This is a genomic window from Xenorhabdus yunnanensis (assembly GCF_028598805.1).
GTDB classification, from domain to species: domain Bacteria; phylum Pseudomonadota; class Gammaproteobacteria; order Enterobacterales; family Enterobacteriaceae; genus Xenorhabdus; species Xenorhabdus yunnanensis.
Genome location: NZ_JAQRFI010000031.1, coordinates 28293 through 53873 on the forward strand (window position 1 = coordinate 28293; position 25581 = coordinate 53873).

At 41.7% G+C, this 25581-nt stretch carries 22 protein-coding genes and 1 rRNA gene; 15 read left to right on the plus strand and 8 right to left on the minus strand.

All coding sequences use genetic code 11. The annotated features are described in order from the left end of the window. Positions 1 to 144: 144 nt before the first annotated feature. From hslO to PSI23_RS13465, 3 genes are all read right to left on the minus strand, one after another. Positions 145 to 1038, minus strand: coding sequence for an Hsp33 family molecular chaperone HslO (gene hslO / locus PSI23_RS13455; RefSeq protein ID WP_273555569.1), 894 nt, complete (start codon positions 1036 to 1038; stop codon positions 145 to 147). A gap of 41 nt (positions 1039 to 1079) precedes the next feature. After that, positions 1080 to 1502, minus strand: coding sequence for a ribosome-associated heat shock protein Hsp15 (gene hslR / locus PSI23_RS13460; RefSeq protein WP_273555570.1), 423 nt, complete (start codon positions 1500 to 1502; stop codon positions 1080 to 1082). Between the two features lie 81 nt (positions 1503 to 1583). Then, entirely contained in the window at positions 1584 to 3701 is a 2118-nt protein-coding gene (locus PSI23_RS13465; RefSeq protein ID WP_273555571.1) for an IgaA/UmoB family intracellular growth attenuator, read from the minus strand. Between the two features lie 356 nt (positions 3702 to 4057). On the opposite strand from PSI23_RS13465, the gene nudE reads away from it, so the two are divergent. Further along, a complete protein-coding gene (gene nudE, locus PSI23_RS13470; protein ID WP_273555572.1) occupies positions 4058 to 4621 on the plus strand; it encodes an ADP compounds hydrolase NudE in 564 nt (187 codons plus the stop codon). 463 nt (positions 4622 to 5084) lie between these two features. Here nudE and mrcA read toward each other — a convergent pair whose 3' ends face one another. Further along, a complete protein-coding gene (mrcA, locus tag PSI23_RS13475; protein ID WP_273555573.1) occupies positions 5085 to 7616 on the minus strand; it encodes a peptidoglycan glycosyltransferase/peptidoglycan DD-transpeptidase MrcA in 2532 nt (843 codons plus the stop codon). Positions 7617 to 7829: 213 nt separating this feature from the next. On the opposite strand from mrcA, the gene pilM reads away from it, so the two are divergent. From pilM to trpS, 11 genes are all read left to right on the plus strand, one after another. Beyond that, positions 7830 to 8699 (plus strand): type IV pilus biogenesis protein PilM, encoded by an 870-nt coding sequence (gene pilM / locus PSI23_RS13480; protein ID WP_273555574.1) that lies wholly within the window; start codon positions 7830 to 7832, stop codon positions 8697 to 8699. Next, entirely contained in the window at positions 8699 to 9247 is a 549-nt protein-coding gene (locus PSI23_RS13485; protein WP_273555575.1) for a PilN domain-containing protein, read from the plus strand. Before pilM ends, PSI23_RS13485 begins: the two co-directional genes overlap by 1 nt. Next, positions 9237 to 9914 (plus strand): hypothetical protein, encoded by a 678-nt coding sequence (locus PSI23_RS13490; protein WP_273555576.1) that lies wholly within the window; start codon positions 9237 to 9239, stop codon positions 9912 to 9914. The genes PSI23_RS13485 and PSI23_RS13490 overlap by 11 nt, the downstream gene beginning before the upstream one ends. Then, a complete protein-coding gene (locus PSI23_RS13495; protein WP_273555577.1) occupies positions 9911 to 11011 on the plus strand; it encodes a secretin GspD/PilQ domain-containing protein in 1101 nt (366 codons plus the stop codon). The genes PSI23_RS13490 and PSI23_RS13495 overlap by 4 nt, the downstream gene beginning before the upstream one ends. Before the next feature lie 589 nt (positions 11012 to 11600). Next, positions 11601 to 12122, plus strand: a complete 522-nt coding sequence (aroK, locus tag PSI23_RS13500; RefSeq protein WP_038237472.1) for a shikimate kinase AroK — start codon at positions 11601 to 11603, stop codon at positions 12120 to 12122. A gap of 45 nt (positions 12123 to 12167) precedes the next feature. Further along, a complete protein-coding gene (gene aroB / locus PSI23_RS13505; RefSeq protein WP_273555578.1) occupies positions 12168 to 13265 on the plus strand; it encodes a 3-dehydroquinate synthase in 1098 nt (365 codons plus the stop codon). Between the two features lie 266 nt (positions 13266 to 13531). Further along, positions 13532 to 14515 carry an SPOR domain-containing protein gene (locus tag PSI23_RS13510; RefSeq protein WP_273555579.1) on the plus strand — a complete coding sequence of 328 codons (984 nt, stop codon included), beginning with the start codon at positions 13532 to 13534 and terminating at the stop codon, positions 14513 to 14515. An 85-nt stretch (positions 14516 to 14600) separates the two neighbouring features. Next, positions 14601 to 15419, plus strand: coding sequence for an adenine-specific DNA-methyltransferase (gene dam, locus PSI23_RS13515; RefSeq protein WP_273555580.1), 819 nt, complete (start codon positions 14601 to 14603; stop codon positions 15417 to 15419). Between the two features lie 58 nt (positions 15420 to 15477). Beyond that, positions 15478 to 16152, plus strand: a complete 675-nt coding sequence (rpe, locus tag PSI23_RS13520; RefSeq protein WP_273555581.1) for a ribulose-phosphate 3-epimerase — start codon at positions 15478 to 15480, stop codon at positions 16150 to 16152. After that, a complete protein-coding gene (locus PSI23_RS13525) occupies positions 16152 to 16874 on the plus strand; it encodes a phosphoglycolate phosphatase (RefSeq protein WP_273555582.1) in 723 nt (240 codons plus the stop codon). The genes rpe and PSI23_RS13525 overlap by 1 nt, the downstream gene beginning before the upstream one ends. Before the next feature lie 4 nt (positions 16875 to 16878). Beyond that, positions 16879 to 17913: a tryptophan--tRNA ligase gene (gene trpS, locus PSI23_RS13530; protein ID WP_273555583.1), complete on the plus strand. Its 1035-nt coding sequence runs from the start codon at positions 16879 to 16881 to the stop codon at positions 17911 to 17913. A 91-nt stretch (positions 17914 to 18004) separates the two neighbouring features. On the opposite strand, the gene PSI23_RS13535 is transcribed toward trpS, so the two are convergent. The 3 genes from PSI23_RS13535 to sodA all read right to left on the minus strand — a co-directional run bounded on the left by PSI23_RS13535 (position 18005) and on the right by sodA (position 20863). Further along, complete coding sequence (locus tag PSI23_RS13535; protein ID WP_273555584.1) at positions 18005 to 19171, minus strand: glycosyltransferase; 1167 nt, start codon at positions 19169 to 19171, stop codon at positions 18005 to 18007. Positions 19172 to 19436: 265 nt separating this feature from the next. Further along, on the minus strand, positions 19437 to 20108 hold the full coding sequence (gene yiiM, locus PSI23_RS13540; protein WP_273555585.1) for a 6-hydroxyaminopurine reductase: 672 nt from the start codon (positions 20106 to 20108) through the stop codon (positions 19437 to 19439). Positions 20109 to 20236: 128 nt separating this feature from the next. Further along, entirely contained in the window at positions 20237 to 20863 is a 627-nt protein-coding gene (gene sodA / locus PSI23_RS13545; RefSeq protein ID WP_273555586.1) for a superoxide dismutase [Mn], read from the minus strand. 384 nt (positions 20864 to 21247) lie between these two features. Between sodA and acs the strand changes: the two genes are divergently transcribed. The 3 genes from acs to actP all read left to right on the plus strand — a co-directional run bounded on the left by acs (position 21248) and on the right by actP (position 25367). Beyond that, on the plus strand, positions 21248 to 23203 hold the full coding sequence (gene acs, locus PSI23_RS13550) for an acetate--CoA ligase (RefSeq protein ID WP_273555587.1): 1956 nt from the start codon (positions 21248 to 21250) through the stop codon (positions 23201 to 23203). A 194-nt stretch (positions 23204 to 23397) separates the two neighbouring features. Beyond that, positions 23398 to 23709 carry a DUF485 domain-containing protein gene (locus PSI23_RS13555; protein ID WP_273555588.1) on the plus strand — a complete coding sequence of 104 codons (312 nt, stop codon included), beginning with the start codon at positions 23398 to 23400 and terminating at the stop codon, positions 23707 to 23709. After that, positions 23706 to 25367 carry a cation/acetate symporter ActP gene (gene actP / locus PSI23_RS13560; protein WP_273555589.1) on the plus strand — a complete coding sequence of 554 codons (1662 nt, stop codon included), beginning with the start codon at positions 23706 to 23708 and terminating at the stop codon, positions 25365 to 25367. The genes PSI23_RS13555 and actP overlap by 4 nt, the downstream gene beginning before the upstream one ends. Before the next feature lie 106 nt (positions 25368 to 25473). Here the strand turns inward: actP and rrf are convergent. Then, positions 25474 to 25581, minus strand: a 5S ribosomal RNA gene (rrf, locus tag PSI23_RS13565); the annotation flags it as partial.

A 25581-nucleotide genomic window follows, 5' to 3' on the forward strand; every position in this document is an offset into this window, starting at 1 on the left:
TTATTTTTTTTAAGTTTATATGAGACACAGGGCACGAAATGGGAGAATAATTCATAATAAAAAGGGCGTATGTAACGCCCCTAAAAATCCGTTACTTATATAATCGGTGTCAATACAGCAGCAATATAATCAGTGTAATTGCTCTTATTTCACTGTCTTTATTTCGCTGATATCTTTCTCGCCGAAAATATCTTTCTCTTCAAAAATATCTTTCTCTTCAAAAAAATAGTGCGTGCCACAGAATTCACATTCCATGTCGATTTTGCCATCTTTATGCAAAATTTCCTGAAGATCGGCTTCTGGTAACGTCACCAAAGAATCAGCACAACGTTGGCGGGAGCAGGTGCAACGGAATTCTACCTGCTGAGGTTCATATAGCGTAACATCTTCTTCATGATAAAGGCGATACAAAACCTCTTTCACATCCAGCGTAAACAGCTCTTCTCCCTTAATAGTTGCAGTCAGTTGCACCAAGTGGTCAAGCGTGTCTTCACTGTTTTCTTGCGCCCCCGGCAGGATCTGCAATAACATGCCGCCCGCGGCCATTTTTCCATCCTGCATCCCAGTACGGATAAACAGGCGAGTTGGCAACTGCTCTGACTGTTTGAAATACGCATCCAGACACTCCGCCAACGTATCACCTTCCAGTGCCACAACCCCCTGATAACGCTCACCTTCTGTTGGTGTCACAGTGATGACCATATAGCCATTGCCGAGCATATCGCGCAGGCTACTTGCCGCATTTACTTCACCATCAATGCGAGCTGTACCACGCATCTGTTGCAGGTTGTTGCCATTAATCACTGCCAGTTTAACCGGCCCATCACCCTGAATTTGTATCGTGATGTCCCCATTAAATTTCAGTGTGGCTGTCAACAGACTGGTTGCGACCAACAATTCACCCAATAGCTGCTGTACGGGTTGAGGAAAATGATGATTCTCCAGCATCCGTTGGTAAGTTTCACTAACGGAAACGAGTTCACCCCTGACAGAATGGCTTTCAAATAAAAAGCGGTGTAATTGGTCATGCTTGGTCATAAATCTCTCTCACTCCACTGAGACGGTTATACTCTTTCTCTTTATTGAGTATTTTCCGACTCATTTAATTTTGTGTTCTTGAATTTTATTAGTGTACGCCGTTCTTTTTTATCTGGACGGCGATCGGGGTGCGGCATCGTGAGCGCATTCATTTTACGAGCCAATGCCACTTTTTCCCGATTGGTAATACTTTCTGCCGTTTCCTGATAAAGTTGCTGGGCTTCGGTAGCACTACGCCTGTGACTGCTCAATGCCAAGACGGTCACCGTTTTTTCATCATTTCCCTGACGCAGTTTGATCTTTGCATTCAACTCAACCAGTTTACTCGGCTTACTCCTCTGCCCATTATAATGAACTTTTCCCCCTTCAATCATTTCACGCGCGATGGAACGGGTTTTATAAAAACGGGCAGCCCACAGCCATTTATCAAGGCGAACAGCCTGATCGGTATCTGAATTCTGCATGGATGTTTCTCCCAATGATCTAATCCACATGCCTAATCGGCGCTGGCAAAAAACGAGCTGAGGGTAACACAGCCCATCGTGTCATCGCCAATCCATCGGCGTCGGAGGTAAGTTGAAACAGTTATCATAGTATTGAGTGATATGCTGAAGACGCCGTCGGTTCTTCTTCTTTTTCTTGATAATCAATATGGTGTTGATGACCAATGTCGACAACAATGTTGCCAGCAACAGACAACTTCCCAGATAACGAATGAAAGACGGGGAATCCGGTTCAGGGTGCAACATGATATGACGAGTCCCATTGGGATCGACTGATAATCCTGTCACAATCCCCTCTGTTTGAAATGATGTTCTCATCAACATCTCTAAGATATCACTCAATTCGTACCACTGATCTAAAGCTGAGAAGTCGAATATATAGTTTGTCCGCGACGGATATTCAACGAATACTTTACTTTCATCACTACGCAGCAAAACGCCCCCCGGAGATGGACTGTTTATAAGAGCAACCACCTTATTAATCTCCTGAAGGATAAATGACTTAGTCGTGTCATGAACCAGCTTTTCCAACGCATCAGCACTGATAGAACGCAACAACACGTTGGTTCCATCCAACGTTCCTGTTTCAGCATCTTTCAACAATTCATCCCAACTTTTGGCATTTCCCAAATTGGTCAGCGCATTTTTCAAACGATCACAATCAGGATCATGAGCAAAGTAGTCGCACATTTTATGCGTATTCGAGATGATTTCTGAAAAATTGTCGAGCAGGATCATGCCTGATTTAGTAATAGCTTGATTCAGTTCAGGATTAACCTTCCGGTTACGTTCATTTGGATGCAACTGCTCATCGACCACTTTTATCAATGCTGAGATATATTCAATAACTTCGGATTCCACTATCGGCAGTGGAATTTCACTATTCAAATAAATACCAGAACAATCAAATGGCGCGAATATTGTCATATCAAATTGGTGCAGAACCCTGGGCGGAGAATAACACATCCCAACCCCTTTGACCTTCAACACATCCCCTTTCTTCAACGGCATATTTTGTAGCTCATTGAAGTTGGTAATAACCTTGGTATTGCTGCCATATAACCAAGCCAAACTAAACCGCATGGATAAACTCACCGGCTGGAAAAAGTAAAGCACAAGCATGGCAATTATAGAGAAAGCCACCAGAATAAAGTTCTTACTGTAACGCTGATAAGGATAGTGCTTCTCTTCTTCATGCAAAGAGAGATAACGCCCCTGCCGCACAACATGGCAGTTGGTATACATGTCGATATCTGTATTCTGATCAAGATCATGGGAAATATAAGGCTCCCAATGTTCGGGGTATATCAGATCAATACCGCCCAAAGAGATATTTTTTCTTTGCTTCTGCTCAAATTCGCTGAATACCCCCCATCGCTTCGGAATACCACTAAAGCAATGGATATCTGCTAGTTTTCGGCCAGAGGGTAATCGAAAATACGACCAGAAGCTCCCCAGAATGAACAGGAAAGCCACCAACATTAACCACGGAAGCATTGGGATGGGCACGAAAAGAGCCACAAACCATAGTGATAAACCAACACATACCAAAGTGCTTCCCTGAATGCCTGTTGGTTTTCGCAAACGATGTTCTTCTAATGTCTCTTTGCGGGCATACAGTAAATTAGCATTCGAATTGCCATTTTTTTGAATGGAGGCATGCTCGGTTTTTGCCGCTGCTCGCGTGATGGATATATCTTTCTGATAATCTTTCAGAGAGTGATCATTAACAGCGATGACAAGCGGCATTGATGTCGTTTGTACAATCTCAATCGTATTCTGTTGCTTGATGAATAACTCAAGCCATACAGGCAAATGTATTTCCATTTCATCAATATAATAGCGCCAATGGTGTACCCCATCCGTTGCGGCAGAAAACCGGGTGACAGGATGAGTGATGGTATAAACATTATTATATTTAATGGGTAGCACCGGATAATCAGCTCTATCCCTGCTACCCGTCTTCATCAGGAGACGGGCACTTCGCACATAAGATTCGATAGCTTGATATTCATCGGTATTCAGCTTACGACTGGTTGTTTTGGCGATTAACTGTAAATAACGCGCGTTATCAAGCCGCCTCCATCTGAAAGTCAGGAAGGAAGCCATTATAATCAGACTAATGATAAAAATAGCCAATATAATGACCAATGAGTTCATTTTTTCTCCATGCCGATAACTGCAGTACAGAGATCAGAAGAATAATGATCTCTTGAGACACATAAAATCAGGCTATTCCTATTCTTGCCTTCTATTTTTAATTTTATTCACAAAAGGTTATATAAATTTTCTAATACCTTTCCATAAAATATGGTCTTTTTGCAAGGGTAAAATAGCAACAAAAATACATTCAAGCGATAATCGCTATCATTTATTAACATAATCAGCCATATTAAAGCAAAGTTTGAATGCGAGTCCCATTTCATCACAACACTTAAATTAAACATTAATATTTAAGTTATTGGGCGCATTATTATTTTCAATTATCCAGTATATAACAACCATCAGGGGCAAGCATGATTGATCTAAAAAAACCTAAGATACTGAATATAAATAACATTGCCCACTCGCGCTTATTCAATATTCAATCGGTTGATCTTGAATTCAGCAATGGTGTAAAACGAGTTTATGAACGAATGAAACCAACAAATCGTGAAGCGGTGCTAATTATTCCAGTTATTGGAGATGAATTAATTCTTATTCATGAATATGCTGTTGGCATTGAACAATACGAATTAGGTTTTCCAAAGGGCGCCATTGATGCTGGAGAGAGCATTTTTGACGCTGCCAATCGTGAATTGAAGGAAGAAATTGGTTTCGGGGCGAAAAAATTGGAGCTGTTAACAAAATTGACCATGGCACCATCCTATTTCTCCAGTAAGATGAATATCGTGATTGCTCATGAGCTTTATCCAGAATGTCTGAAAGGGGATGAGCCTGAACCACTGGTGCAGATTCGATGGCCAATCTCTGACATGATGTCATTGCTGGAACATCCCGATTTCAACGAAGCCAGAAATGTCAGCGCTTTATTTTTTACCCAGCGATACTTGAAAGCAGAAAATAATGGGAAATATTAACCCATTAAACTTCTAAAAACGGGTAGGGAAAATTGATATCCCAATACCAATTTTGTACCCGTTTTAAACAAAAACATAGAGATAAAAAATAAATATTTGAATTAAAGTAATGTCTAATTTTATGAATGTAGTAATCTTAATGGCTCTCATAAGAAAATAATTTGGTTTATTAAAAATAATAAATAAACACCTTAACTATATCTTTAAGATTAATTTTCATCATATATCTTTTATTAAAACATCTCTCTTATTAATCAGTGATATATTTATGTTAAACATGTTGAAATAAAATCATTTTTAAAAAAATGTTATGGACTGAAAATAGGAATATTTAAAGATTCTTCGTAATTATGGTGGTAAAAAGATACCAACATTAAGGCCCTGTCAATTTCATGACAGGGCCTTTTTATCTTTAATTGCTTTAAATTTGATAGTCGCTTTAAATTTGATTTTCAAAAATCAATCAGAACAACTCATGGCTTTCACCATTCTCAGTCACTGTCGTGCCCACATCCGGCACGGCATATTCTGTCGGCTGTGTGCCATCAATGAAATACTCTTTACGGGTATTACCACTACCGTCAGATAACTTACCTGTAGCGCGATCAATCGTGACAGAAACAATACCAGTAGGCGGTTCGATCTTCTGCTCTGGAACACCCTCCAGCGCGACTTTCATGAAATCATCCCAAATTGGTTGAGCCGTCTTCGCGCCTCCTTCGCCTTTGAAGGCCGGAGTCCGCCCCAGACTCCGACTATGTTCATCGAAACCAATCCAGGCCGTTGCCACCATACCCGGACCATAGCCAGAGAACCACGCATCTTTAGAACTGTTGGTTGTCCCTGTTTTGCCACCAATGTCACGGCGTTTTAAATCACGGGCAGCACGCCAGCCTGTCCCCATCCAACCCGGCTCACCAAAAATATTGGTATTCAAGGCATCATGGATAAGGAACGCCAACGGTGTACTGATAACGTGTGGAGCATACTGTTGGTCATCCGCACTAACAATTCCCGATACACTCTCTAACTCTGGTTGAGGCGGCAAGGCTGAATTTTGCGAAACATCAGAGTGAGCCACATTCTCAATGGAATCTTCAGACAATTCGATGGAACGTGCTGTTTCACCATAGATCACCGGAATGTTTTCACATTGTGGACAAGCAATTTTAGGTTTCGCTTCAAACAGCACTTTCCCTTCATCATTTTCAATTTTGCTGATGAAGTAGGGATCAACCAAATACCCCCCGTTTGCCATCACTCCATAGCCACGTACTAACTGCATCGGTGTAAAGGAAGGAGACCCCAGAGCCAAAGATTCTGTGCGTACAACGTTTTCCCCAGGAAAACCAAAACGCTTCAAGTAATCCGCAGCGTAATCAACTCCCATCGCACGCATGGCACGAACCATCACTACGTTTTTAGATTGTCCCAACCCCTGACGCAAGCGAACTGGCCCATCGTAAGTCGGTGGTGAGTTTTTCGGACGCCAATCCGTCCCGGCTCCGGCATCCCAACGGCTGATAGGAGCATCATTCAACAATGAGGCCAACGTCATCCCTTTGTCCATTGCCGCGGTATACAGGAATGGTTTGATATTGGAACCTACCTGACGCAGCGATTGTGTCACACGGTTAAATTTACTCAGTTCAAAATCAAATCCACCCACCAACGCTTCTACCGCACCATTCATCGGGTTGATGGAAACCAGAGCCGCGTTAACTGCGGGGAGTTGAGCCAACCACCAAGCGTCATTGACTTTTCTGACCCAAATTTGTTCACCGGCTTGAATGACTTCATTGACACTACGTGGCACCGCTCCTTGCAGGCTATCAGTTTTGAATGGACGCGCCCAGCGAACACCCGCCATCGTCAACTCAACTTTACTACCGTCCACCAGCATAGCCTGCGCCTGATTGGCATTGGATTTCATCACAACTGCCGGCAACAGGGGACCATATTTGGGCAAGGTTTTCAGCTTATCGATAACCTGTGTTTGGCTCCATTCCGGCTGTTTGGCTTTCCATAACACTTCCTGAGGGCCGCGGTAACCATGACGAACATCATAGTCAATCACATTGGCACGAACAGCATCAACAGCCGCCAACTGAGATTTGCGCGTGATGGTGGTATAAACCTTATAACCATCGGTATAGGCATTTTCACCATAACGATTAATCATTTCCTGACGAGCCATTTCGGTTAAATAAGGCGCAGAGAAAACAATCTGTGGAGCATGATAACGGGCAACCAACTTCTCTTCTCTGGCTTCATCATACTGACGCCGAGTGATATATCCCTCTTCCAGCATCCGCCCCAGAACTATATTGCGGCGACTGACCGCTCGATCATAGGAATAAAGCGGGTTAAACGTTGAAGGCGCTTTCGGCAATCCGGCAATCATCGCCATCTCACTCAATGTCAGCTGATTGACGCTCTTGCCAAAATAGACATGGGCCGCAGCACCAACGCCATAAGCACGATAACCGAGGTAGATTTTGTTGAGGTATAACTCAAGGATGTCATCCTTAGTTAGCAATTGTTCTATCTTAATCGCCAGAAATGCTTCTTTCCCTTTACGTATCAATGTCTTTTCTCGACTGAGAAAAAAGTTTCTCGCAAGCTGCTGAGTAATGGTACTCGCCCCCTGAGAAGCATGACCAGAAGTCATTACCACCGAAACAGCACGAATAACCCCGATGGGATCAATACCATGGTGTTCATAAAAACGGCTATCTTCTGTGGCAATAAAAGCTTTCACCATTAGGGGCGGAATTTCTGACAAGGTAAGAGGCAAACGACGCTTTTCACCATATTGGGCTATTAATTCGTCATCAGCACTGAACACCTGCATCGGTGTTTGTAGTCGGACATCCTTTAAAGTCGCAACATCTGGAAGCTGTGGCTCGATATATTTGTACAAACCAAAAATCGAGGCGGTTCCCAATAAAATGCAAACAACTATAAGGATCAAAAAATACTTTATGAACTTCACCTGAGATTTCTCACGCCATGTTAATCGAGCAGTTTATAAACGATCAGTACGTAGTATAAAAGGCTTAGTGTAAAGGGATTAGTATAAAGGCTATACAACGCTATGAATATTACCTTTCACCAATACCACTTTCATAAATAGCAGCTTTTCATTAGGTTTTTGTTAACCTTAGGTTCGTTGATAGTAGTAGATAGTAGATAAGGAGATCTCTATATGTATCCACCTAAATGGTATATCGGACTGGATATCCAAGATCATTACATCCGCGCCCTTGCCGCCATTAAACGCCGTGACGGCTGGCAACTTCGACATTGCTGGCAATATCACCTATCCAGCGAAATCATTTCAGGAGGGCGGCTACAAGATCCTGAAAAATTACTTCATATTTTAATGCAATGGCGAAAAATATTACCTAAAAATCTTAGTGTAAGATTAGCACTCCCTGTTCAGCAAACTTTGCAGCGACAGATAACCTTGCCTAACCATACTGCCTTGCAGGAGCCGGAACTCGGCTGGTTTGTACATGCCAATGCCGAAAAACAATTTCCTGTCAGTGACCTAGCGTTGGATTATCGTGTTCATGGTCAGCAGATTTGCATCAGCGCAACCCGTCAAAAAGATCTCAATCTCTGGCTGAATCTGTTCGCAGAGCTCAATTTATCCCTTGATACCATTGATATTGCACCCTGCGCATTGCGTTATATAGCCAAACTTGCGGGAGTGCCTGATGACAGTTGGTTGATACACAAACGCATGATGGACTGGCTATGGGTTGCCCCTGCCAACCAACCTTTCAGCTATGGATTAGTGGCTTCACCATCAAATTCCCATCTGATTCAGATTATCAATCAGCTCCCCATGACTCAAGAAACTGAAAGTTATGTAATTTATTATAGTGATGAAGAGCAAACAACATCAGGAAAAACGGCGTCAACAATATCAACACCGACATCAACATCAATAAAATCAGCCAATATTTGGCAACTCTTGATGGCATTCCGTCATTATCATCCTCCGTTACCAGAAAAAATGAATGTGTTCATTATTGCCGCAGGTTTAGCGCTCAGGCCGAGTGATCAGTAATGTATCAAGTCAATTTTTTACCTTGGCGGCAGAAAAAACTGAAACGGCTGTGCCAAGTGTGGGGGACACTACTTTGCTTACAACTTGCGTTGTGGGCTATCGTATTGGTGTTCATTTCTACACTGCAAACAAACCAAATGCGACAATATCGCGGACAATTAACGGAAATTACCCACCAATTAGCTGAATTACAACAATCTATCAGAACAACAGACCAAGCCGTGCAACAACACCATCAATTGTCACAACTATTACGGAAAAAACAAATATTCATGGAACAGAATCAACGCTATTTACAGCTATTTCGTCAACTTCCCCATTTGTTACCAGAGAACAGTTGGCTGACTGCATTTAGTGACGACAGTGGACAATTAATTTTCACAGCCCACAGTCAAAACTACACAGATATCGCCGATTTATTGGACAACCTGACTGACGACACTTCACTTATCAATATACAGCTGAAAAAAATGACAACGACGGAAGATCATTTCAAAGCCTTCACTATTGATGCAAATTGGTCGGTGGGAGAATCCGATGAAAAATAATTACGTTGAAGGATTTTCTCAGCCATGGTTTTATCAACAACGGTTCTATAAACAATGGCTTTATCGGCCTGTCTGGCAGCAGTTTGCCTTACAGCAATTGCTTATCATTTCACTGCTGTTGGGGTTCTATTTTTTGATCTGGCAGAAAAATAGGCACGAAATTCACGCTCTCCAGAGCAATATTAAGGAACAGCAACATAATGCGATACTATCCCAACGGAGGCTTGCTGAACTGCCATCCCTGCCTGAAACCCAGCAGCAGATTCTGCGAATGGTGGCAGACCTTGATCAAAATAGTTATCCTTCAATAAGGCATATATCCCCAAAAAATATTTCTCTCCAAAATACGACCATACTCAAACGGTTGCATATACCGCTAATCCGCTCTGGCAGCCAGCTAATGGAATGGAAAAGCCACAAAGAAAACGAGCAAATTTTCTGGCATATTATGCTGTCACTAAATTATGACCAATTTCTCCATTTCTTAAATGAAATTCAAAAATTGCAGCCACCGTTACTGATTAAGCACCTCACGATTACTCCAGCCGATGGCAGCCTGACAGTTCGCATGGTGTTTTCAGATCTTACATTGCCAGATATGACTGTATCAGATGTGATCTTACCCAATGATGCACTCCCTGATCCTACTTATGAGGAGAAATCATGAACAACTGTTCTTTGATCCTCCTAACCTGCCTCTTGCTACCAATATTCGGTTTTGCCGCAGCCACAGAAAGCTTCATCACAGAAAACCGTACAGGAGAAGAACCAGATTTCGAAATGTCAGTAAGAGATCCATTCCAGCCCCCTATATACCCGACAGAGAACGAAACTGATTTTTCTTTAACAGGACAAAATGAGCAAGAACAAGAGATCGAATATCAGGTAATTGCCCTGCAATATGCCGATGCTGAACAAATAGCAGAGCAATTACAGAAAAATCAGCCTGCACTACTGACAAAATGGGGGAAAATTGAACATGATCCTTTAACCAACAGCCTGATTCTGGAAGATAAATTTGATGCTATTACCCGTATCAAAAATTGGCTGAAAGAAGTCGATACCCCACAACAACAAGTACAAATTACTGCCCATATTGTTACCAGTAGCAGAGAAGCCCTGCATGAATTGGGCATTCACTGGGGAGTGAACGCTGATCCACAGAACCAATCAGTGGGTCTGAACCGACTGAATCTACACCAGCCTGCGGGTAACCAGCGTCATAGGCTGGTACTGAATACAGCCCGCATTCATGCAAACTTGCTAGAGCTGGAACTCAGTGCACTAGAACAGGAAAGCCAACTTGAGATTATTGCCAGCCCACGGCTAACAGCCTCACACCAGCAGCCAGCCAGTATCAAGCAAGGTTCAGATATCCCTTATATCGTTCAGGATAAGGACAAAACAACCGTTCAGTTTAAAGAAGCGGTATTGGGCATGGAAGTAACACCCCATATTTTGAGGCAGGGAAAAATCCGGCTCGCGCTGAAAATCAGTCAGAATGCCCCCGGTTTCCCCATTAGTCAGGGAGGAAATGAAAATCTAGCCATTGATAAACAAGAGATCATAACTCAAGTTACGATTCGAAATGGGGAAACCCTGATTCTCGGAGGGATCTTTCAACAGAAAAAAACCACAAGTTTGCAAAAAGTTCCTTATCTGTCAGATCTTCCTCTCTTGGGAGCATTATTTAACCAAAAAGGAGAACAACATAGCCGAAGGGAACTCGTAATTTTTATTACACCTCAATTGACCGATATTTAACCAAATAAAAAATATAGCATAAAAATCAATCTATTAATAAAGGTTATTGTGTTTTTTCTGCCAAATAGCCCGCCATTTTTCTTGGTCCGGCCTGTTTATGGATTTGACGCTGAAAGTAATTTAGCATACAAGGATTAACTAATTGAGTGAGCAGATCTAATATCACAAGCAGGAGTCTATACCCAATAGATTTCGAATTGCAGCGCAGCAGCAGGGAGCACACCCTCATAAACATAGATAACTCTATGTTTATAGCTATGTAGTTTATAGCTGATATCGTTTATAACTGATATCGTTTGTAACTGTTTATAACTACGTAACAGAGGTAAATTAACGCAACCAACGAAGCAGTAATTTGAAAGATGGAAGGTAGATACAGTAGGCATTCAATCAGCCAGCAGAAAGCATAAACCAGATGGCTTAGGTTTGTGCCAGATTTATATAGTTGCAATACAGGCTGATGTGCTGAGATAATTTTCCTATCTGATCTCACATTCTCACTCATGAGGTTTCAGTTTAGGTCCCGTGGCTAATATCTGATTGGCGGGGCGGGTTATCATTAACAAACAGTCTTAGTAATACCAAAAACATGGCAGAGAAACGCAATATCTTTCTGGTTGGGCCTATGGGTGCCGGCAAAAGCACTATTGGTCGTCAGTTAGCTCAGCAACTCAATATGGAGTTTTACGACTCTGATCAAGAAATTGAGCGACGTACCGGAGCTGACGTGGGCTGGGTATTTGATGTGGAAGGCGAAGAAGGCTTCCGCGACCGCGAAGAAAAAATAATTAACGAACTGACTGAAAAACAAGGCATCGTATTGGCTACTGGGGGGGGTTCAGTTAAATCAAAGGAAACCCGCAATCGCCTGTCTGCCCGTGGTGTGGTCGTCTATTTAGAAACAACCATCGAAAAACAGTTAGCTCGTACCCAGCGCGATAAAAAACGCCCTTTACTTCAAGTTGATGCACCAGCACGAGAAGTTTTAGAAAATTTGGCTGATGAGCGTAATCCTCTTTATGAGGAAATTGCTGACGTGACTATTCGCACAGATGAGCAAAGCGCCAAAGTCGTCGCTAACCAAATCATTGAATTACTGGAAAAAAACTGATTATAGCGAGTCTGCACAGCGGCAAACGTTAAGGTAAAAGTTGATATGGAAAAAGTGACTGTTACGTTAGGTGAAAGAAGCTACCCAATTACCATAGCCGAAGGGCTATTTTCTGACAGTGAGGCATTCAAGCCCCTGCAAGCTGGTCAACAGGTCATGATAGTGACCAATGAAACGCTTGCACCCCTGTATCTTGAACAGGTGAAAGCCACATTGCAGAGAATGGATCTTCGGGTAAATGAAGTTATCTTGCCTGACGGTGAACAGTACAAATCGCTTTTTGTGCTCAATGACATTTTTTCCGCCTTACTGGAAAATAATCATGGTCGTGACACAACCCTTATCGCTCTTGGTGGTGGTGTAATCGGTGATATGACGGGATTTGCCGCAGCTAGTTATCAACGCGGCACTCGTTTCATCCAAGTACCCACCACGCTACTTTCTCAGGTTGACTCTTCCGTTGGTGGAAAAACAGGAGTCAACCATCCCCTCGGCAAAAACATGATAGGCACTTTCTACCAGCCAGCTTCTGTTATTGTCGATCTCAATTGCCTGAAAACATTGCCTGCTCAAGAGTTATATTCAGGTCTAGCTGAAGTCATTAAATACGGCATCATTCTGGATGGTGAGTTCTTCAGCTGGCTTGAAGAGAATATCGGGAAATTACTGGCCCTCGACAGCCAAGCAATGGCCTATTGCATCCGTCGTTGCTGCGAACTCAAGGCGTTGGTTGTAGCGGCTGATGAGCAAGAACGCCGTGGAATGCGTGCATTGTTAAATCTCGGTCATACCTTTGGGCATGCGATTGAGGCTGAAATGGGTTATGGCGTCTGGCTGCATGGTCAAGCTGTTGCTGCGGGTATGGTGATGGCCGCAAGGGCATCTGAACTTGTCGGCACATTCTCAAAACAAAATACCCAACGTATCATCCACTTGTTGGAGCGAGCAAAACTGCCTGTCAATGGCCCTGAGGCAATGTCTCCTGATGCTTATTTACCTCATATGATGCGTGACAAAAAAGTTTCTGCTGGGAAATTGCATCTGGTACTGCCAACAGCCATTGGGGAAGGAAAACTCCGTTCTGATATTGGGAAAGAAGTTATATTGGACGCTATTCGTCTATGTCAGCCATCTCCCCGCTAGATGCACGATGATTCCCTAACAACTCCAACTTACTGCTTTGGCATTAGATGAGATTCACTGCCAAAGCAGCAAGTTAGAAGATGAAGATAATGTCTGAATATGGCAAAATTTGTGCTGAGAATAAAAGCTGAATGATGAATTATTCTCTAGCTGTTATGCTATAGAATAGCTACATTATCAGATAAAACGTTATCGGTTTTAGTTAGGTCAGGCTGCCAAACCTCTTAAATAACAATTGGCAGTATTATCTCCGCTGAGAGGGGCATATGGACGAATTAAAATCAGAAAATAAACAAAAAACAGAAAATGAATTAAAGCCAGACACTTCTGATCGCAGCCCTCTGCGATCTAAAAAGCAATTCAATCAACCAAAACTAGCAGTATCCCGTCAACAAATGATGATAGGTATTGGCATTTTGGTACTTTTGATTCTGATTATTGCCATCAGTTCTGCATTAAAATCCCCCACTGGGTCTGAAAAACAACCATCTTCAAATGCAGCTGAAAAGAGTATCAACCTGTCTGGTTCTTCTCCACTTTCTTCCGATCCTTCTGGCAGCGAGCAAAAAAACCCATCAGAGCCAGCAAATAATGGTGTACATGAAATCAGCCCGCCACCAATTAATAGTATGCCAAGTAATAATATTTTGGGTAATAGCACTCCAAGTAATAATATCCCTACACCTGCAACAGGAACGGGCGGCTATAACCAACGCATAGAGTTACCTGGTGATATTTCTGATGCTTTGAACCAACAACAAAGTAACATTAATAATTCCGTGCAAAACAACCTGACACAACCACAGGCCAAACCAACTAAACCAACGGTAAACCCACCTGTTGAACAGAAAAAGTCGGAGAAGGTTGCATCACAGGATCTGGAAAAACCTAAAAAAGAACGTAAGGTCAGAGAAGATAATCACGCCAAAGCAACCGATAAACATGTGACAATGCATCATCAAGCTCATGGCAGTGATCTGTTGAAAGCACCTGCAAACCGATTCACAGTCCAATTGAGTAGCGCCAGCCGTTCTGATACCTTAATCGCTTTCGCGAAAAAGAATAATCTTGCCAATTACAAGGTTTATGAAACCAAACGCGACGGCAAGACATGGTTTATCTTGATCCACGGTAATTACAGTTCTGTTTCTGATGCTAAAAAAGCCATTTCCTCACTCCCTGCGGAAATTCAGGTCAAAAAACCTTGGGTCAGAAAACTACAACAGGTTCAGCAAGATCTGAAAAAATAAAACTATTTTGATTAGGCGCTGATATGCTGTCCTAAACAGAGTACAATCTGCGGCTCTGAAATTATTGAATAGCTAATTTGACGGCATGAAAAAAAAACGCGCTTTCTTAAAATGGGCCGGTGGAAAATACCCCTTGGTGGATGATATTAAACATCATCTGCCAGAGGGCGATTGCTTGATTGAGCCATTTGTTGGCGCAGGCTCGGTATTTCTGAATACCGATTATGATTCTTACATTTTGTCAGATATCAATAGCGATCTGATCAATCTGTACGACACCGTAAAATCTCGTGCGGATGAGTTTATTAATCATGCCCGTCCATTATTTTCATCGGAGTTCAACACTTCCGAAAACTTCTATCGCCTGAGAGAAGAGTTCAACGAAAGCAAAGATCCCTTTCGCCGCAGTACGTTGTTTCTTTACCTGAACCGCCACTGCTATAACGGTCTTTGTCGCTATAATTCTCGAGGTGAATTTAACGTTCCTTTCGGGCGCTATAAAAAGCCCTATTTTCCTGAACATGAGCTTTACTGGTTTGCAGAAAAGTCCCAAAAGGCAACTTTCATCTGCCAACATTACGAAATCGCATTGAACAATGCTCCAAAAGGCTCAGTGGTTTACTGTGATCCTCCGTATGCCCCACTTTCAGCTACGGCTAATTTTACAGCCTACCATACAAATAGTTTTAACCTCCTTGATCAGGAAAATCTGGCGAAAATCGCCTATCATCTCTCGTCTCAAAAAGGCATTCCGGTACTCATATCTAATCATGACACGCTGATGACACGGGAATGGTATCATCAGGCTTCCCTCTACATTGTTAAAGCCCGCCGGACAATAAGTAGAAATATTCTTGCCCGAAGTAAAGTTGATGAACTTTTGGCGTTATACTGCCAGAAGTAATTGAGGTTTCCAGTCCCTGAAATTACGGGGATAAAACAATGAATTGGAGAAGATGATAATGAAGAAAGACTTTCTGATTGCCCCATCCATTCTATCCGCAGATTTTGCCCGATTAGGTGAAGATACCACTAAGGTTTTGGAAGCAGGTGCTGATGTTGTGCACTTTGATGTCATGGATAACCATTATGTTCCAAATCTGACTATTGGCCCAATGGTCTGTCAAGCTTTGCGCGATTATGGCATTACAGCACCGATTGATGTTCACCTAATGGTAAAACCTGTTGATCGCATTATCCCTGATTTTGCCAAGGCTGGTGCGACCTATATTACTTTCCATCCTGAAGCGAGTGAGCATATCGATCGCACACTACAACTAATCAAAGAACATGGCTGTAAAGCGGGTTTGGTCTTCAATCCAGCGACTCCCCTTAGCCATCTTGATTATGTATTGGATAAACTGGATGTGATTCTGTTGATGTCCGTCAACCCAGGCTTTGGTGGTCAGTCTTTCATTCCAGAAACACTGAAAAAACTGCGTCAGGTGCGCAAAATCATTGATAACAGCGGATACGATATCCGTCTCGAAATTGACGGCGGCATCAAACCCAATAATATTGCCGAGGCGGCTCAGGCCGGCGCTGATATGTTCGTTGCTGGCTCTGCTATTTTTAGTCAGCCAGATTATAAAGCGGTTATTGATGAGATGCGCCGCGAATTATCGAAGGTAGTATAATGAAAAATGACGTCGTGAAAGGAATTCGTGCCATTGCATTTGATTTGGATGGTACACTAGTGGACAGTGTCGGCGGGCTGGCAAATGCTTTGGATCAAGCCTTGATTGTCAAAGGATTACCCGCAGCAGGTAAAGAACAAGTCGCTGTCTGGATTGGCAATGGCGCTGATATCATGGTTGAACGCGCATTGAAGTGGGCTGGTGCTGAATCTTCTCCCGTATTGCATAGCGAAACACGCAAACTGTTTGATAAGTTTTATGAAACCAGCGTAACCACAGGCAGCCAACTATTTCCTCACGTAAAAGAGACTTTGGCAGCACTGGCAAAACACAATTTGCCAATGGCGATTGTCACCAATAAACCAACACCTTTTATTGCTCCATTGCTGGAATCATTAGGTATCAGTGAATACTTTTCATTGGTACTGGGCGGTGATGATGTTAAAGAGAAAAAACCTCATCCCGCGCCACTATATCTAACAATGGGTATGTTTGGTTTACATAAAGAAGAATTGCTTTTTGTCGGCGATTCCCGTAATGATATTTTGGCAGCACAAGCAGCTGGTTGCCCTTGTGTTGGCTTAACCTATGGATATAACTACGGAAAATCGATAGCATTAAGCCACCCAAATTATGTATTGGACCATTTTCCGGATTTACTCCCAACTCTTGGACTATCCACTTTAAAATTAGTATCCACTCTGAAAAGACAGGAAGCTTAATAAAATGAATGAACCCACTGTGATGAAACCAAACTCCCAAAAACCTATTGTATTCAGCGGTGCACAACCCTCCGGTGAATTGACCATCGGTAACTATATGGGGGCATTGCGTCAGTGGGCTAAAATGCAAGATGACTATGATTGCATCTACTGCATCGTTAACCAGCATGCTATTACTGTGCGCCAAGATCCCAATGAACTGAAAAAACGCACGCTGGATACGCTGGCACTTTACCTTGCCTGTGGTATTGATCCAAAGAAAAGCACTATCTTCGTTCAGTCACATGTTCCACAACATTCTCAGCTAAGCTGGGTACTGAACTGCTACGCCTATTTCGGTGAACTAAGCCGAATGACTCAATTCAAGGATAAATCAGCCCGTCACTCAGAAAATATCAATGCCGGACTGTTTGATTATCCTGTTCTGATGGCCGCTGATATTTTGCTTTACCAAGCCAATCAGATCCCTGTGGGCAGTGACCAGAAGCAGCACCTTGAATTGAGCCGTGATTTGGCACTACGTTTTAATGCCTTATACGGCGATATTTTCACTGTTCCAGAGCCATTTATTCCAAAAGGCGGCGCTCGCGTGATGTCATTGCAAGATCCGGACAAGAAGATGTCAAAGTCCGATGACAATCGTAATAACGTGATTGCTTTACTGGAAGATCCTAAGTCTGTAGCCAAGAAAATAAAACGCGCGGTTACCGATTCTGAAGAGCCACCTCGTGTACGTTATGATCTGGAAAACAAACCGGGTGTTTCCAATTTGCTGGATATTCTTGCTGGTGTAACAGGCAAAACTATCCCTGAATTAGAAGCAGAGTTTGAAGGCAAAATGTACGGTCATTTGAAAGGGGCTGTTGCAGATGCTGTATGTGAAATGCTGACAGGATTACAGGAACGTTACCATCATTTCCGTAATGATGAAGCATTACTTAACCAAATCATGGCAGAAGGGGCCGCTAAGGCACAAGCTCGTGCTCAGGCAACCTTGGATAAAGTCTATGAAGCGGTAGGCTTGCTAGCTCATCCATAAGCTTATCCATTAATAGGATATAAATGCCAAAGGGTATTAATTCATCCTTTGGCATTATTTTTTGCCACGAATTTATTGTAACTTTGCATTATTATTTTTTAAAAAATTTCATCAACTTATCATGATGCGTAAGACTCAAATTAGACGAAGAAGGAAACTCTGTATCATCATGGTGAATATCATGAATTTTCCTGACATTTCTCCACTTTCCACTCGCATCAACCTTTTCAAAAAGATGTTCTTTACCTTTCTCAACCCTAAATACTGCCGAAGGCCTCGCATCATTAGATCGTCTATCTTTATCAATATCCTTTAAATATTTCTCATACATTCCTGGCCCAGTATTTTGATAAGCCATATCAAAACGAATCTCTGGAATGACTCTTGAAGTAATCCATGTATCCTTTATACCATCTGGATATTTTTTATATCGATTATCTTGCCAACCAATTTGGTTGTTAGGATTATTTCTACTAGTTTGATTTACTGGCTCAAGTGGATTAGCTAGGTTGATTAGCTTAATTTGCTTAGTTGGATGAATAGGGTTTTGTGCATAGTGTGAACTAACCTGATTTTTTAATAATTTTTCTTTCTCATTGATATCAATAGGTTTTTGATTAATATTAATTTTACTTTTAATAATGTTTAAAATTTCCAATATCTTATCTGATTCGGCTGGAGCAGCAATAATAGCAGACCCACCAAAACAATTACTTTTCCATGCGTCACCTTTTACATTACCAAAAGCAATTCCTAATGTTATATCAATATTTTCAAATTTAGCTTTTTTTAACACTGCGTTATTACTTTTTTTTAATTTCACATCAGAATCTAAATAAATACCCCCTTCTGCATATAAAATAACAAGACGTGCTATATCACTAGCCAGCGCATAGTTATGATAATATCCATTAATATTGCGATAAAACATCGATTCTAAAACAAGAAAATTTCTGGTTAATGATTTAAAGGCTTCATCTATCTCCCTGATAAAAAAAGCATTGTGATTTAGCACTCCTATATCTTCTTCATTTTCTGTGGATTTTTTTCTTCTTATTTTATCAAATTCACACCCAAATACCTCACCACAATTTTTTGTTATGGTTCTAAATGTATTTAGAATCAACATCTTATTACTTACCCATAAATTAATTTCAAAGCCAGGATTTTCTGATTTCATTATAACGATATTTTCCATAAAGCTTTCTGATATATTATTACCAGTCCAAAAATAATGTATTTTCTTTGGTATTTTCATATTACCTCCTATTTAAAAACAAACGACAGGTTATATTAATAATGTTGCTTCAGAAGCATATAGAAAAAATTAATTATTAATGGTAAGTTAGAATTAATATTTATCATCAAATTTAATGTTTTATTTTATTTATCATAAAAGTATTTTTAATCTTTAGGATATGTAAAAAATCATATTATTTGAGATATTTATATTAATCTTTTTAAATAATTATGTTATGATTAATATTACGTTAAGAATATGATTACATCATGAGTAGATTGCATTAATTCCCCAATAAACGACGATTAAAATCTTCAATTTTTCCATGCAATATGCGTTTTTGCATCGTCAGATTCCAACTCGCAGATAATCCAGCAGCACCCATTAAACGACGATATTGTTCTTCATCAAATGGATAATGAAAAGCAATGGATATGGCTTCCTTAACAGAAACATCACTATTACGGCTTAACAGTTTTATCGGCTCGCCCGCACTTACCAAACCAGAAGAGATAACACGGTATAACCAGCCACAATGCCCATTATTTTGCATTATCGCAGCAAAATCTCTGATGTTTGTAACAATATTTAGTTTAAAACATGGAGAACGTGGCTGAGTGACCTGAATCAGAGTTTCACCCCATTGGAAAATATCGCCAATATAGACATTATCTTCCGTCATTCCTTCTGTAGATATATTTTCACCAAACAAAGGGGATACAAATAATTCCATCAATTCAGGAAATTGCCTTTTCCAAAATAAGTAATGTTCTCTTGGATAATGACAAAGAGCACGATCAGGGCCACCATGAAAACGAGCTTCCGCTTGTTCATCACCTTCCAGTCCAAGAGAGGTTAGCTGTAGACTACCATTCACCACCAGTTTATTAATTGCACTGTAACCCAATGTTTCTGATGATAATATTTTGCCTCTATATACTTGTGGATAATACATTTTTATTTCCTCTCAATGAGCTAGTGAAAATGAACAAGTATTACTCAGGCATAATAGCCAAGATTATGCACAATAAAAATGCCGATCACGAGCATGACCAGCATTATTGTGAAAAATAATAGAATGGATTACTTAATTTTTTCTTCGTAGCGTCTTGCCGCTTCGTCCCAGTTTACGACGTACCAAAACGCTTTGATGTAGTCAGGACGGCGATTCTGATATTTCAGGTAATAAGCATGTTCCCACACATCCAAACCCACTATAGGGTAACCGGAAGCACCAGCTATTTCTTCACCCATTAGTGGGCTATCCTGATTAGCTGTTGAAACAACAGCAAGTTTGCCATCGTCTTTCAGCACCAACCACGCCCAGCCAGAGCCAAAACGAGTTGCTGCCGCTTGTTCAAATTTTTCCTTGAAGCTGTCGACACTTCCAAAATCACGCTCAATAGCTGCTTTCAAAGTACCATCCAATACTGTGCCCAGCTTTAATCCTTTCCAAAACAGGCTGTGGTTTGAGTGCCCACCCGCATTGTTGCGAATAAAAGTGCGTTTATCAGCTGGAATTTTATCAAGTTGCTGGATTAGGTCATCAATGTCCAGTTTGATTAGTTCTGGGAAAGCTTCCAGAGCGGTATTCGCGTTAGTGACATACGTCTGATGGTGCTTAGTATGATGAATTTCCATCGTCTGTTTGTCGAAATGAGGCTCTAACGCATCATAGGAGTAAGGTAGAGAAGGCAGTGAATAGCTCATATCATATCTCCAGTTGTTTAGAATATATAAAGCTCACACCTTGTGAACAACACTATTATAGTGAATTGCTATTATAGTGAATTGCACAATAATGAAAATGATTATCAATTCCATGTGTTCACTATGGTTTCCTTTGTATGCTCACGTTTCACACTCCCATTAAACTGAAAATCCAACTAATGTCGATTTTATGAAATATTTAGCCATTATTAAAACTAACAAACTTATTTAATTTTAATAAAATAGGTTGCACTAAATGATCATGCCATGAAATTCATTCTCTTTATTGCGTGATCTTCCGCGCAAAAAAGAAACAAAAATTCTTCTTACAGTTTAGTTAACCTTGTTTTGACATATTATTAACAATTGCAAGGAGATAAAAATATGACTCAAATAATCAAGCATCTTATTCCTGCTGATATTGCAGATACGGCCCTGATAAACAAACAACAGTACCTACAGGACTACCAATGGTCATTACAAGATCCTGAAGGGTTCTGGAGGGAAAAAGGTAACATAGTTGATTGGATTAGGCCTTACACCAAGATCAAAAATACTTCTTTCGATCCTGGGCATATCAGCATCCGCTGGTTTGAAGATGGCACTCTGAACTTAAGTGCCAACTGTCTTGATCGCCATTTGCAAGAGCGTGGCGATCAAACTGCTATTATATGGGAGGGAGATAATCCCACAGAATCCCGACATGTTACGTATCGGGAATTACATCATGACGTCTGCCAATTCGCCAATGTGTTGAAAAAACTGGGGATCAAAAAAGGCGATGTCATTGCCATCTATATGCCAATGGTGCCAGAAGCTGCTGTTGCAATGTTGGCCTGTGCCCGTATTGGGGCGATCCATTCTGTGATCTTTGGTGGCTTCTCCCCTGATGCCATCGCTGGCAGAGTTATCGATTCCAATGCCAAGCTCGTTATTACCGCAGATGAAGGCTTACGGGCGGGTCGAACCATCCCATTGAAAAAAAATGTCGATGAGGCCCTGAGTAATCCAGACGTCACTAGCGTGACAAATGTGGTTGTTTTCAAACGTACCGGAAATACCAAAAACTGGAACAACGAACGTGACTTATGGTGGCATGAGCTGATAAAGAGTGTTAGTAGTGAGTGCCCCGTTGAAGAAATGAATGCCGAAGATCCACTATTCATCCTTTATACCTCAGGCTCTACCGGCAAACCTAAAGGCGTTCTGCATACGACGGGTGGCTATTTGGTCTACGCGTCTTTAACTTTCAAATACACATTCGATTATCGTCCCGGAGAAATTTATTGGTGCACAGCCGATATAGGATGGGTAACAGGACATAGTTATCTGCTTTATGGGCCATTATCCTGCGGCACCACAACCTTGATGTTTGAAGGTGTTCCCAACTATCCCGATGTTAATCGTCTCTGTCAGGTAGTCGACAAACATAAAGTTAATATTCTTTATACTGCACCAACCGCTATCAGGGCATTAATGGCCGAAGGTGATAAAGCAATAGAAGGCACAAAACGCACATCATTGCGCATTATGGGTTCTGTTGGTGAACCAATTAATCCAGAAGCATGGGAGTGGTATTACCAAAAAATAGGTAATAGTAAATGTCCTATCGTAGATACATGGTGGCAAACCGAAACTGGCGGATTCATGATTACGCCACTACCGGGTGCTACCGATCTCAAAGCAGGCTCCGCTACTCTGCCATTTTTTGGCATCAGCCCGGCACTGGTTGATAATTCAGGCGAAATTTTAGAGGGAGAGTGTGAAGGCAACCTTGTCATGACGGACTCTTGGCCAGCACAGGCACGAACGTTGTATGGTGATCATGAACGTTTTGAACAGACCTATTTTTCCACGTTCAAGGGAATGTATTTCAGTGGTGATGGCGCTCGACGTGATGAAGATGGCTATTACTGGATAACAGGCCGTGTTGATGATGTTCTGAATATTTCAGGCCATCGTTTGGGAACCGCAGAAATTGAATCAGCTCTGGTTTCATTCCCCAAAATAGCTGAAGCTGCCGTTGTGGGTATCCCACATCATATCAAAGGGCAAGCTATTTACGCTTATGTCACGCTAATTCATGGTGAAGAGCCTTCCCCTGAACTGTATACCGAAGTCAGAAATTGGGTTCGCAAAGAAATCGGGCCGATTGCAACACCCGATATCCTTCACTGGACAGACTCTCTGCCCAAAACACGTTCCGGAAAAATCATGCGGCGTATTTTGCGCAAAATAGCTTCTGGTGATACCAGTAATTTAGGAGATACCTCCACTCTAGCCGATCCGGGAGTCGTTGAAAAACTGCTAGAAGAAAAACAATTTATCAATATTTCGTAAAACTATATCGTAAGACCATGTCGTAAAACATATAGGCCGCTGCAAAGCGGCTTGAATAACGTATCACCAAAAGCGTAGAGCTATGCAGGGAAGTGGCTAATAGTCATGAATTCCCTCGGATACGGCTATCCAGTATCTGGCATCTCGTGCAGTACTTAAGGTGTACCGTTTCAAATCAACAAGGAGATACTCTAATGAGTGACGACATTTATCAAGAGGTTGAGAATAATCCTCGCTTTAAGGAATTAGTTAAGAAGCGGGGACGGTTTGCCTGGTTGTTATCCATCATTATGTTAGTGCTTTATGTTGGTTTTGTTTTTCTTATTGCTTTTGCTCCTGAATGGCTTGGAACACAACTCCATGAAAGCACCAGTATGACGCGGGGGATCCCTGTAGGGATCGGCATCATCTTTATTTCTTTCATATTGACAGGAATTTATGTAGTGAGGGCAAATGGTGAATTTGATCGTCTGACCTCAACTATTCTCAATGAGGTGAGAAAATGAAAAAAATCGTATTGTTATCAATACCTCTATTTTCTTCCCTCTTTCCTATCATAGCTCAAGCAGATGCCATTTCAGGTAATGTAGAAAAACAACCCTTGAATATTCAGGCTATTGTCATGTTCCTGTTATTCGTCGGATTAACTCTTGGCATTACTTATTGGGCTTCAAAGCGGACCATTTCACGCTCAGATTATTATACCGCAGGTGGGCGTATCACTGGATTCCAGAATGGTATGGCGATAGCTGGTGACTATATGTCCGCGGCCTCTTTTCTGGGAATTTCAGCGCTAGTTTATACTTCTGGCTATGATGGGCTGATTTATTCCATTGGCTTCCTAGTGGGCTGGCCAATTATTCTATTTCTCATTGCCGAGAGATTAAGAAATTTGGGGCGTTACACCTTTGCCGATGTCGCTTCTTATCGACTGAAACAGAGTCCTATCCGTACTTTATCCGCAATCGGCTCATTAGTTGTTGTTGCGTTATACCTAATAGCTCAGATGGTTGGGGCTGGAAAGCTCATCGAGTTGCTATTCGGATTGAATTATTACGTCGCTGTTGTCTTAGTCGGTATTTTAATGGTGCTTTATGTATTGTTTGGCGGAATGCTAGCAACGACATGGGTTCAGATTATTAAAGCAATTCTGTTGCTGGCTGGGGCGACATTCATGGCTCTGATGGTCATGAAAGCTGTTAATTTCAACTTTCATACCTTATTTAAAGAGGCCATTGCGGTGCATTCTCTTGGGCCAGCCATCATGAGTCCCGGAAGATTGGTATCTGATCCTATTTCTGCACTCTCTTTAGGATTAGCATTAATGTTCGGTACTGCAGGATTGCCACATATCATCATGCGATTTTTTACCGTCAGCGATGCTAAGGAAGCCCGTAAAAGTGTTTTCTATGCAACTGGATTTATCGGTTATTTTTATATCCTGACGTTCATTATCGGATTCGGTGCAATTTTATTGGTCAGTGCTAACCCATCGTTCAAAGATGCAACCGGGGCATTAGTTGGTGGTACAAATATGGCTGCCGTTCATCTAGCAAGTGCCGTTGGCGGTGATTTCTTCCTTGGCTTCATCTCGGCAGTTGCTTTCGCCACTATTTTAGCTGTAGTAGCAGGGTTAACATTGGCAGGCGCTTCAGCAGTATCCCATGACCTCTATGCTAATGTGATTAAAAGAGGACATGCTAATGAGCGCGATGAACTAAAAGTCTCCAAGGTTACCGTCGTTATTCTGGGGTTAGTTGCTATTGGCCTAGGGATATTATTCGAAAAGCAAAATATTGCTTTTATGGTTGGTTTGGCATTCTCCATTGCTGCAAGCTGTAATTTTCCTATTATTTTATTATCAATGTACTGGAGCAAGCTGACTACACGTGGTGCATTAGTTGGCGGATGGTTGGGGTTACTGACAGCAGTTATATTAATGATCTTGGGTCCTACGATTTGGGTCAGCATTCTTGGTCATGAGAAACCGATTTATCCGTATGAATATCCAGCTCTATTTTCTATATTTATAGCATTTGTTGGTGCTTGGTTATTTTCGATTACAGATACTTCAGAACAAGGAGCACAGGAGAGGATAATGTTTCGCAGCCAGTTTATTCGTTCGCAGACGGGGATTGGAATAGAACAAGAAAAAGCGCATTAATTCATACTATTTTTAATTCCTATTTTAATCTCAGTATTCAATTTCCAAAAAATCCCCAATGCAAAAAAGCCATCCGGACCCGGATGGCTTCTCTGTCTGATTCACTGTCTGGCAGTGTCCTACTCTCACATGGGGAGACCCCACACTACCATCGGCGCTACGGTGTTTCACTGCTGAGTTCGGCATGGGGTCAGGTGGGACCACCGCGCTGTTG

Bases quoted from the DNA above. Each gene is read 5' to 3' on its own strand.
- hslO (WP_273555569.1), bottom strand. From the start codon at position 1,038: ATGACCAAGCATGACCAATTACACCGCTTTTTATTTGAAAGCCATTCT.
- hslR (WP_273555570.1), bottom strand. From the start codon at position 1,502: ATGCAGAATTCAGATACCGATCAGGCTGTTCGCCTTGATAAATGGCTG.
- PSI23_RS13465 (WP_273555571.1), bottom strand. From the start codon at position 3,701: ATGAACTCATTGGTCATTATATTGGCTATTTTTATCATTAGTCTGATT.
- nudE (WP_273555572.1), top strand. From the start codon at position 4,058: ATGATTGATCTAAAAAAACCTAAGATACTGAATATAAATAACATTGCC.
- pilM (WP_273555574.1), top strand. From the start codon at position 7,830: ATGTATCCACCTAAATGGTATATCGGACTGGATATCCAAGATCATTAC.
- PSI23_RS13485 (WP_273555575.1), top strand. From the start codon at position 8,699: ATGTATCAAGTCAATTTTTTACCTTGGCGGCAGAAAAAACTGAAACGG.
- PSI23_RS13490 (WP_273555576.1), top strand. From the start codon at position 9,237: ATGAAAAATAATTACGTTGAAGGATTTTCTCAGCCATGGTTTTATCAA.
- PSI23_RS13495 (WP_273555577.1), top strand. From the start codon at position 9,911: ATGAACAACTGTTCTTTGATCCTCCTAACCTGCCTCTTGCTACCAATA.
- aroK (WP_038237472.1), top strand. From the start codon at position 11,601: ATGGCAGAGAAACGCAATATCTTTCTGGTTGGGCCTATGGGTGCCGGC.
- aroB (WP_273555578.1), top strand. From the start codon at position 12,168: ATGGAAAAAGTGACTGTTACGTTAGGTGAAAGAAGCTACCCAATTACC.
- PSI23_RS13510 (WP_273555579.1), top strand. From the start codon at position 13,532: ATGGACGAATTAAAATCAGAAAATAAACAAAAAACAGAAAATGAATTA.
- dam (WP_273555580.1), top strand. From the start codon at position 14,601: ATGAAAAAAAAACGCGCTTTCTTAAAATGGGCCGGTGGAAAATACCCC.
- rpe (WP_273555581.1), top strand. From the start codon at position 15,478: ATGAAGAAAGACTTTCTGATTGCCCCATCCATTCTATCCGCAGATTTT.
- PSI23_RS13525 (WP_273555582.1), top strand. From the start codon at position 16,152: ATGAAAAATGACGTCGTGAAAGGAATTCGTGCCATTGCATTTGATTTG.
- trpS (WP_273555583.1), top strand. From the start codon at position 16,879: ATGAATGAACCCACTGTGATGAAACCAAACTCCCAAAAACCTATTGTA.
- PSI23_RS13535 (WP_273555584.1), bottom strand. From the start codon at position 19,171: ATGAAAATACCAAAGAAAATACATTATTTTTGGACTGGTAATAATATA.
- yiiM (WP_273555585.1), bottom strand. From the start codon at position 20,108: ATGTATTATCCACAAGTATATAGAGGCAAAATATTATCATCAGAAACA.
- sodA (WP_273555586.1), bottom strand. From the start codon at position 20,863: ATGAGCTATTCACTGCCTTCTCTACCTTACTCCTATGATGCGTTAGAG.
- acs (WP_273555587.1), top strand. From the start codon at position 21,248: ATGACTCAAATAATCAAGCATCTTATTCCTGCTGATATTGCAGATACG.
- PSI23_RS13555 (WP_273555588.1), top strand. From the start codon at position 23,398: ATGAGTGACGACATTTATCAAGAGGTTGAGAATAATCCTCGCTTTAAG.
- actP (WP_273555589.1), top strand. From the start codon at position 23,706: ATGAAAAAAATCGTATTGTTATCAATACCTCTATTTTCTTCCCTCTTT.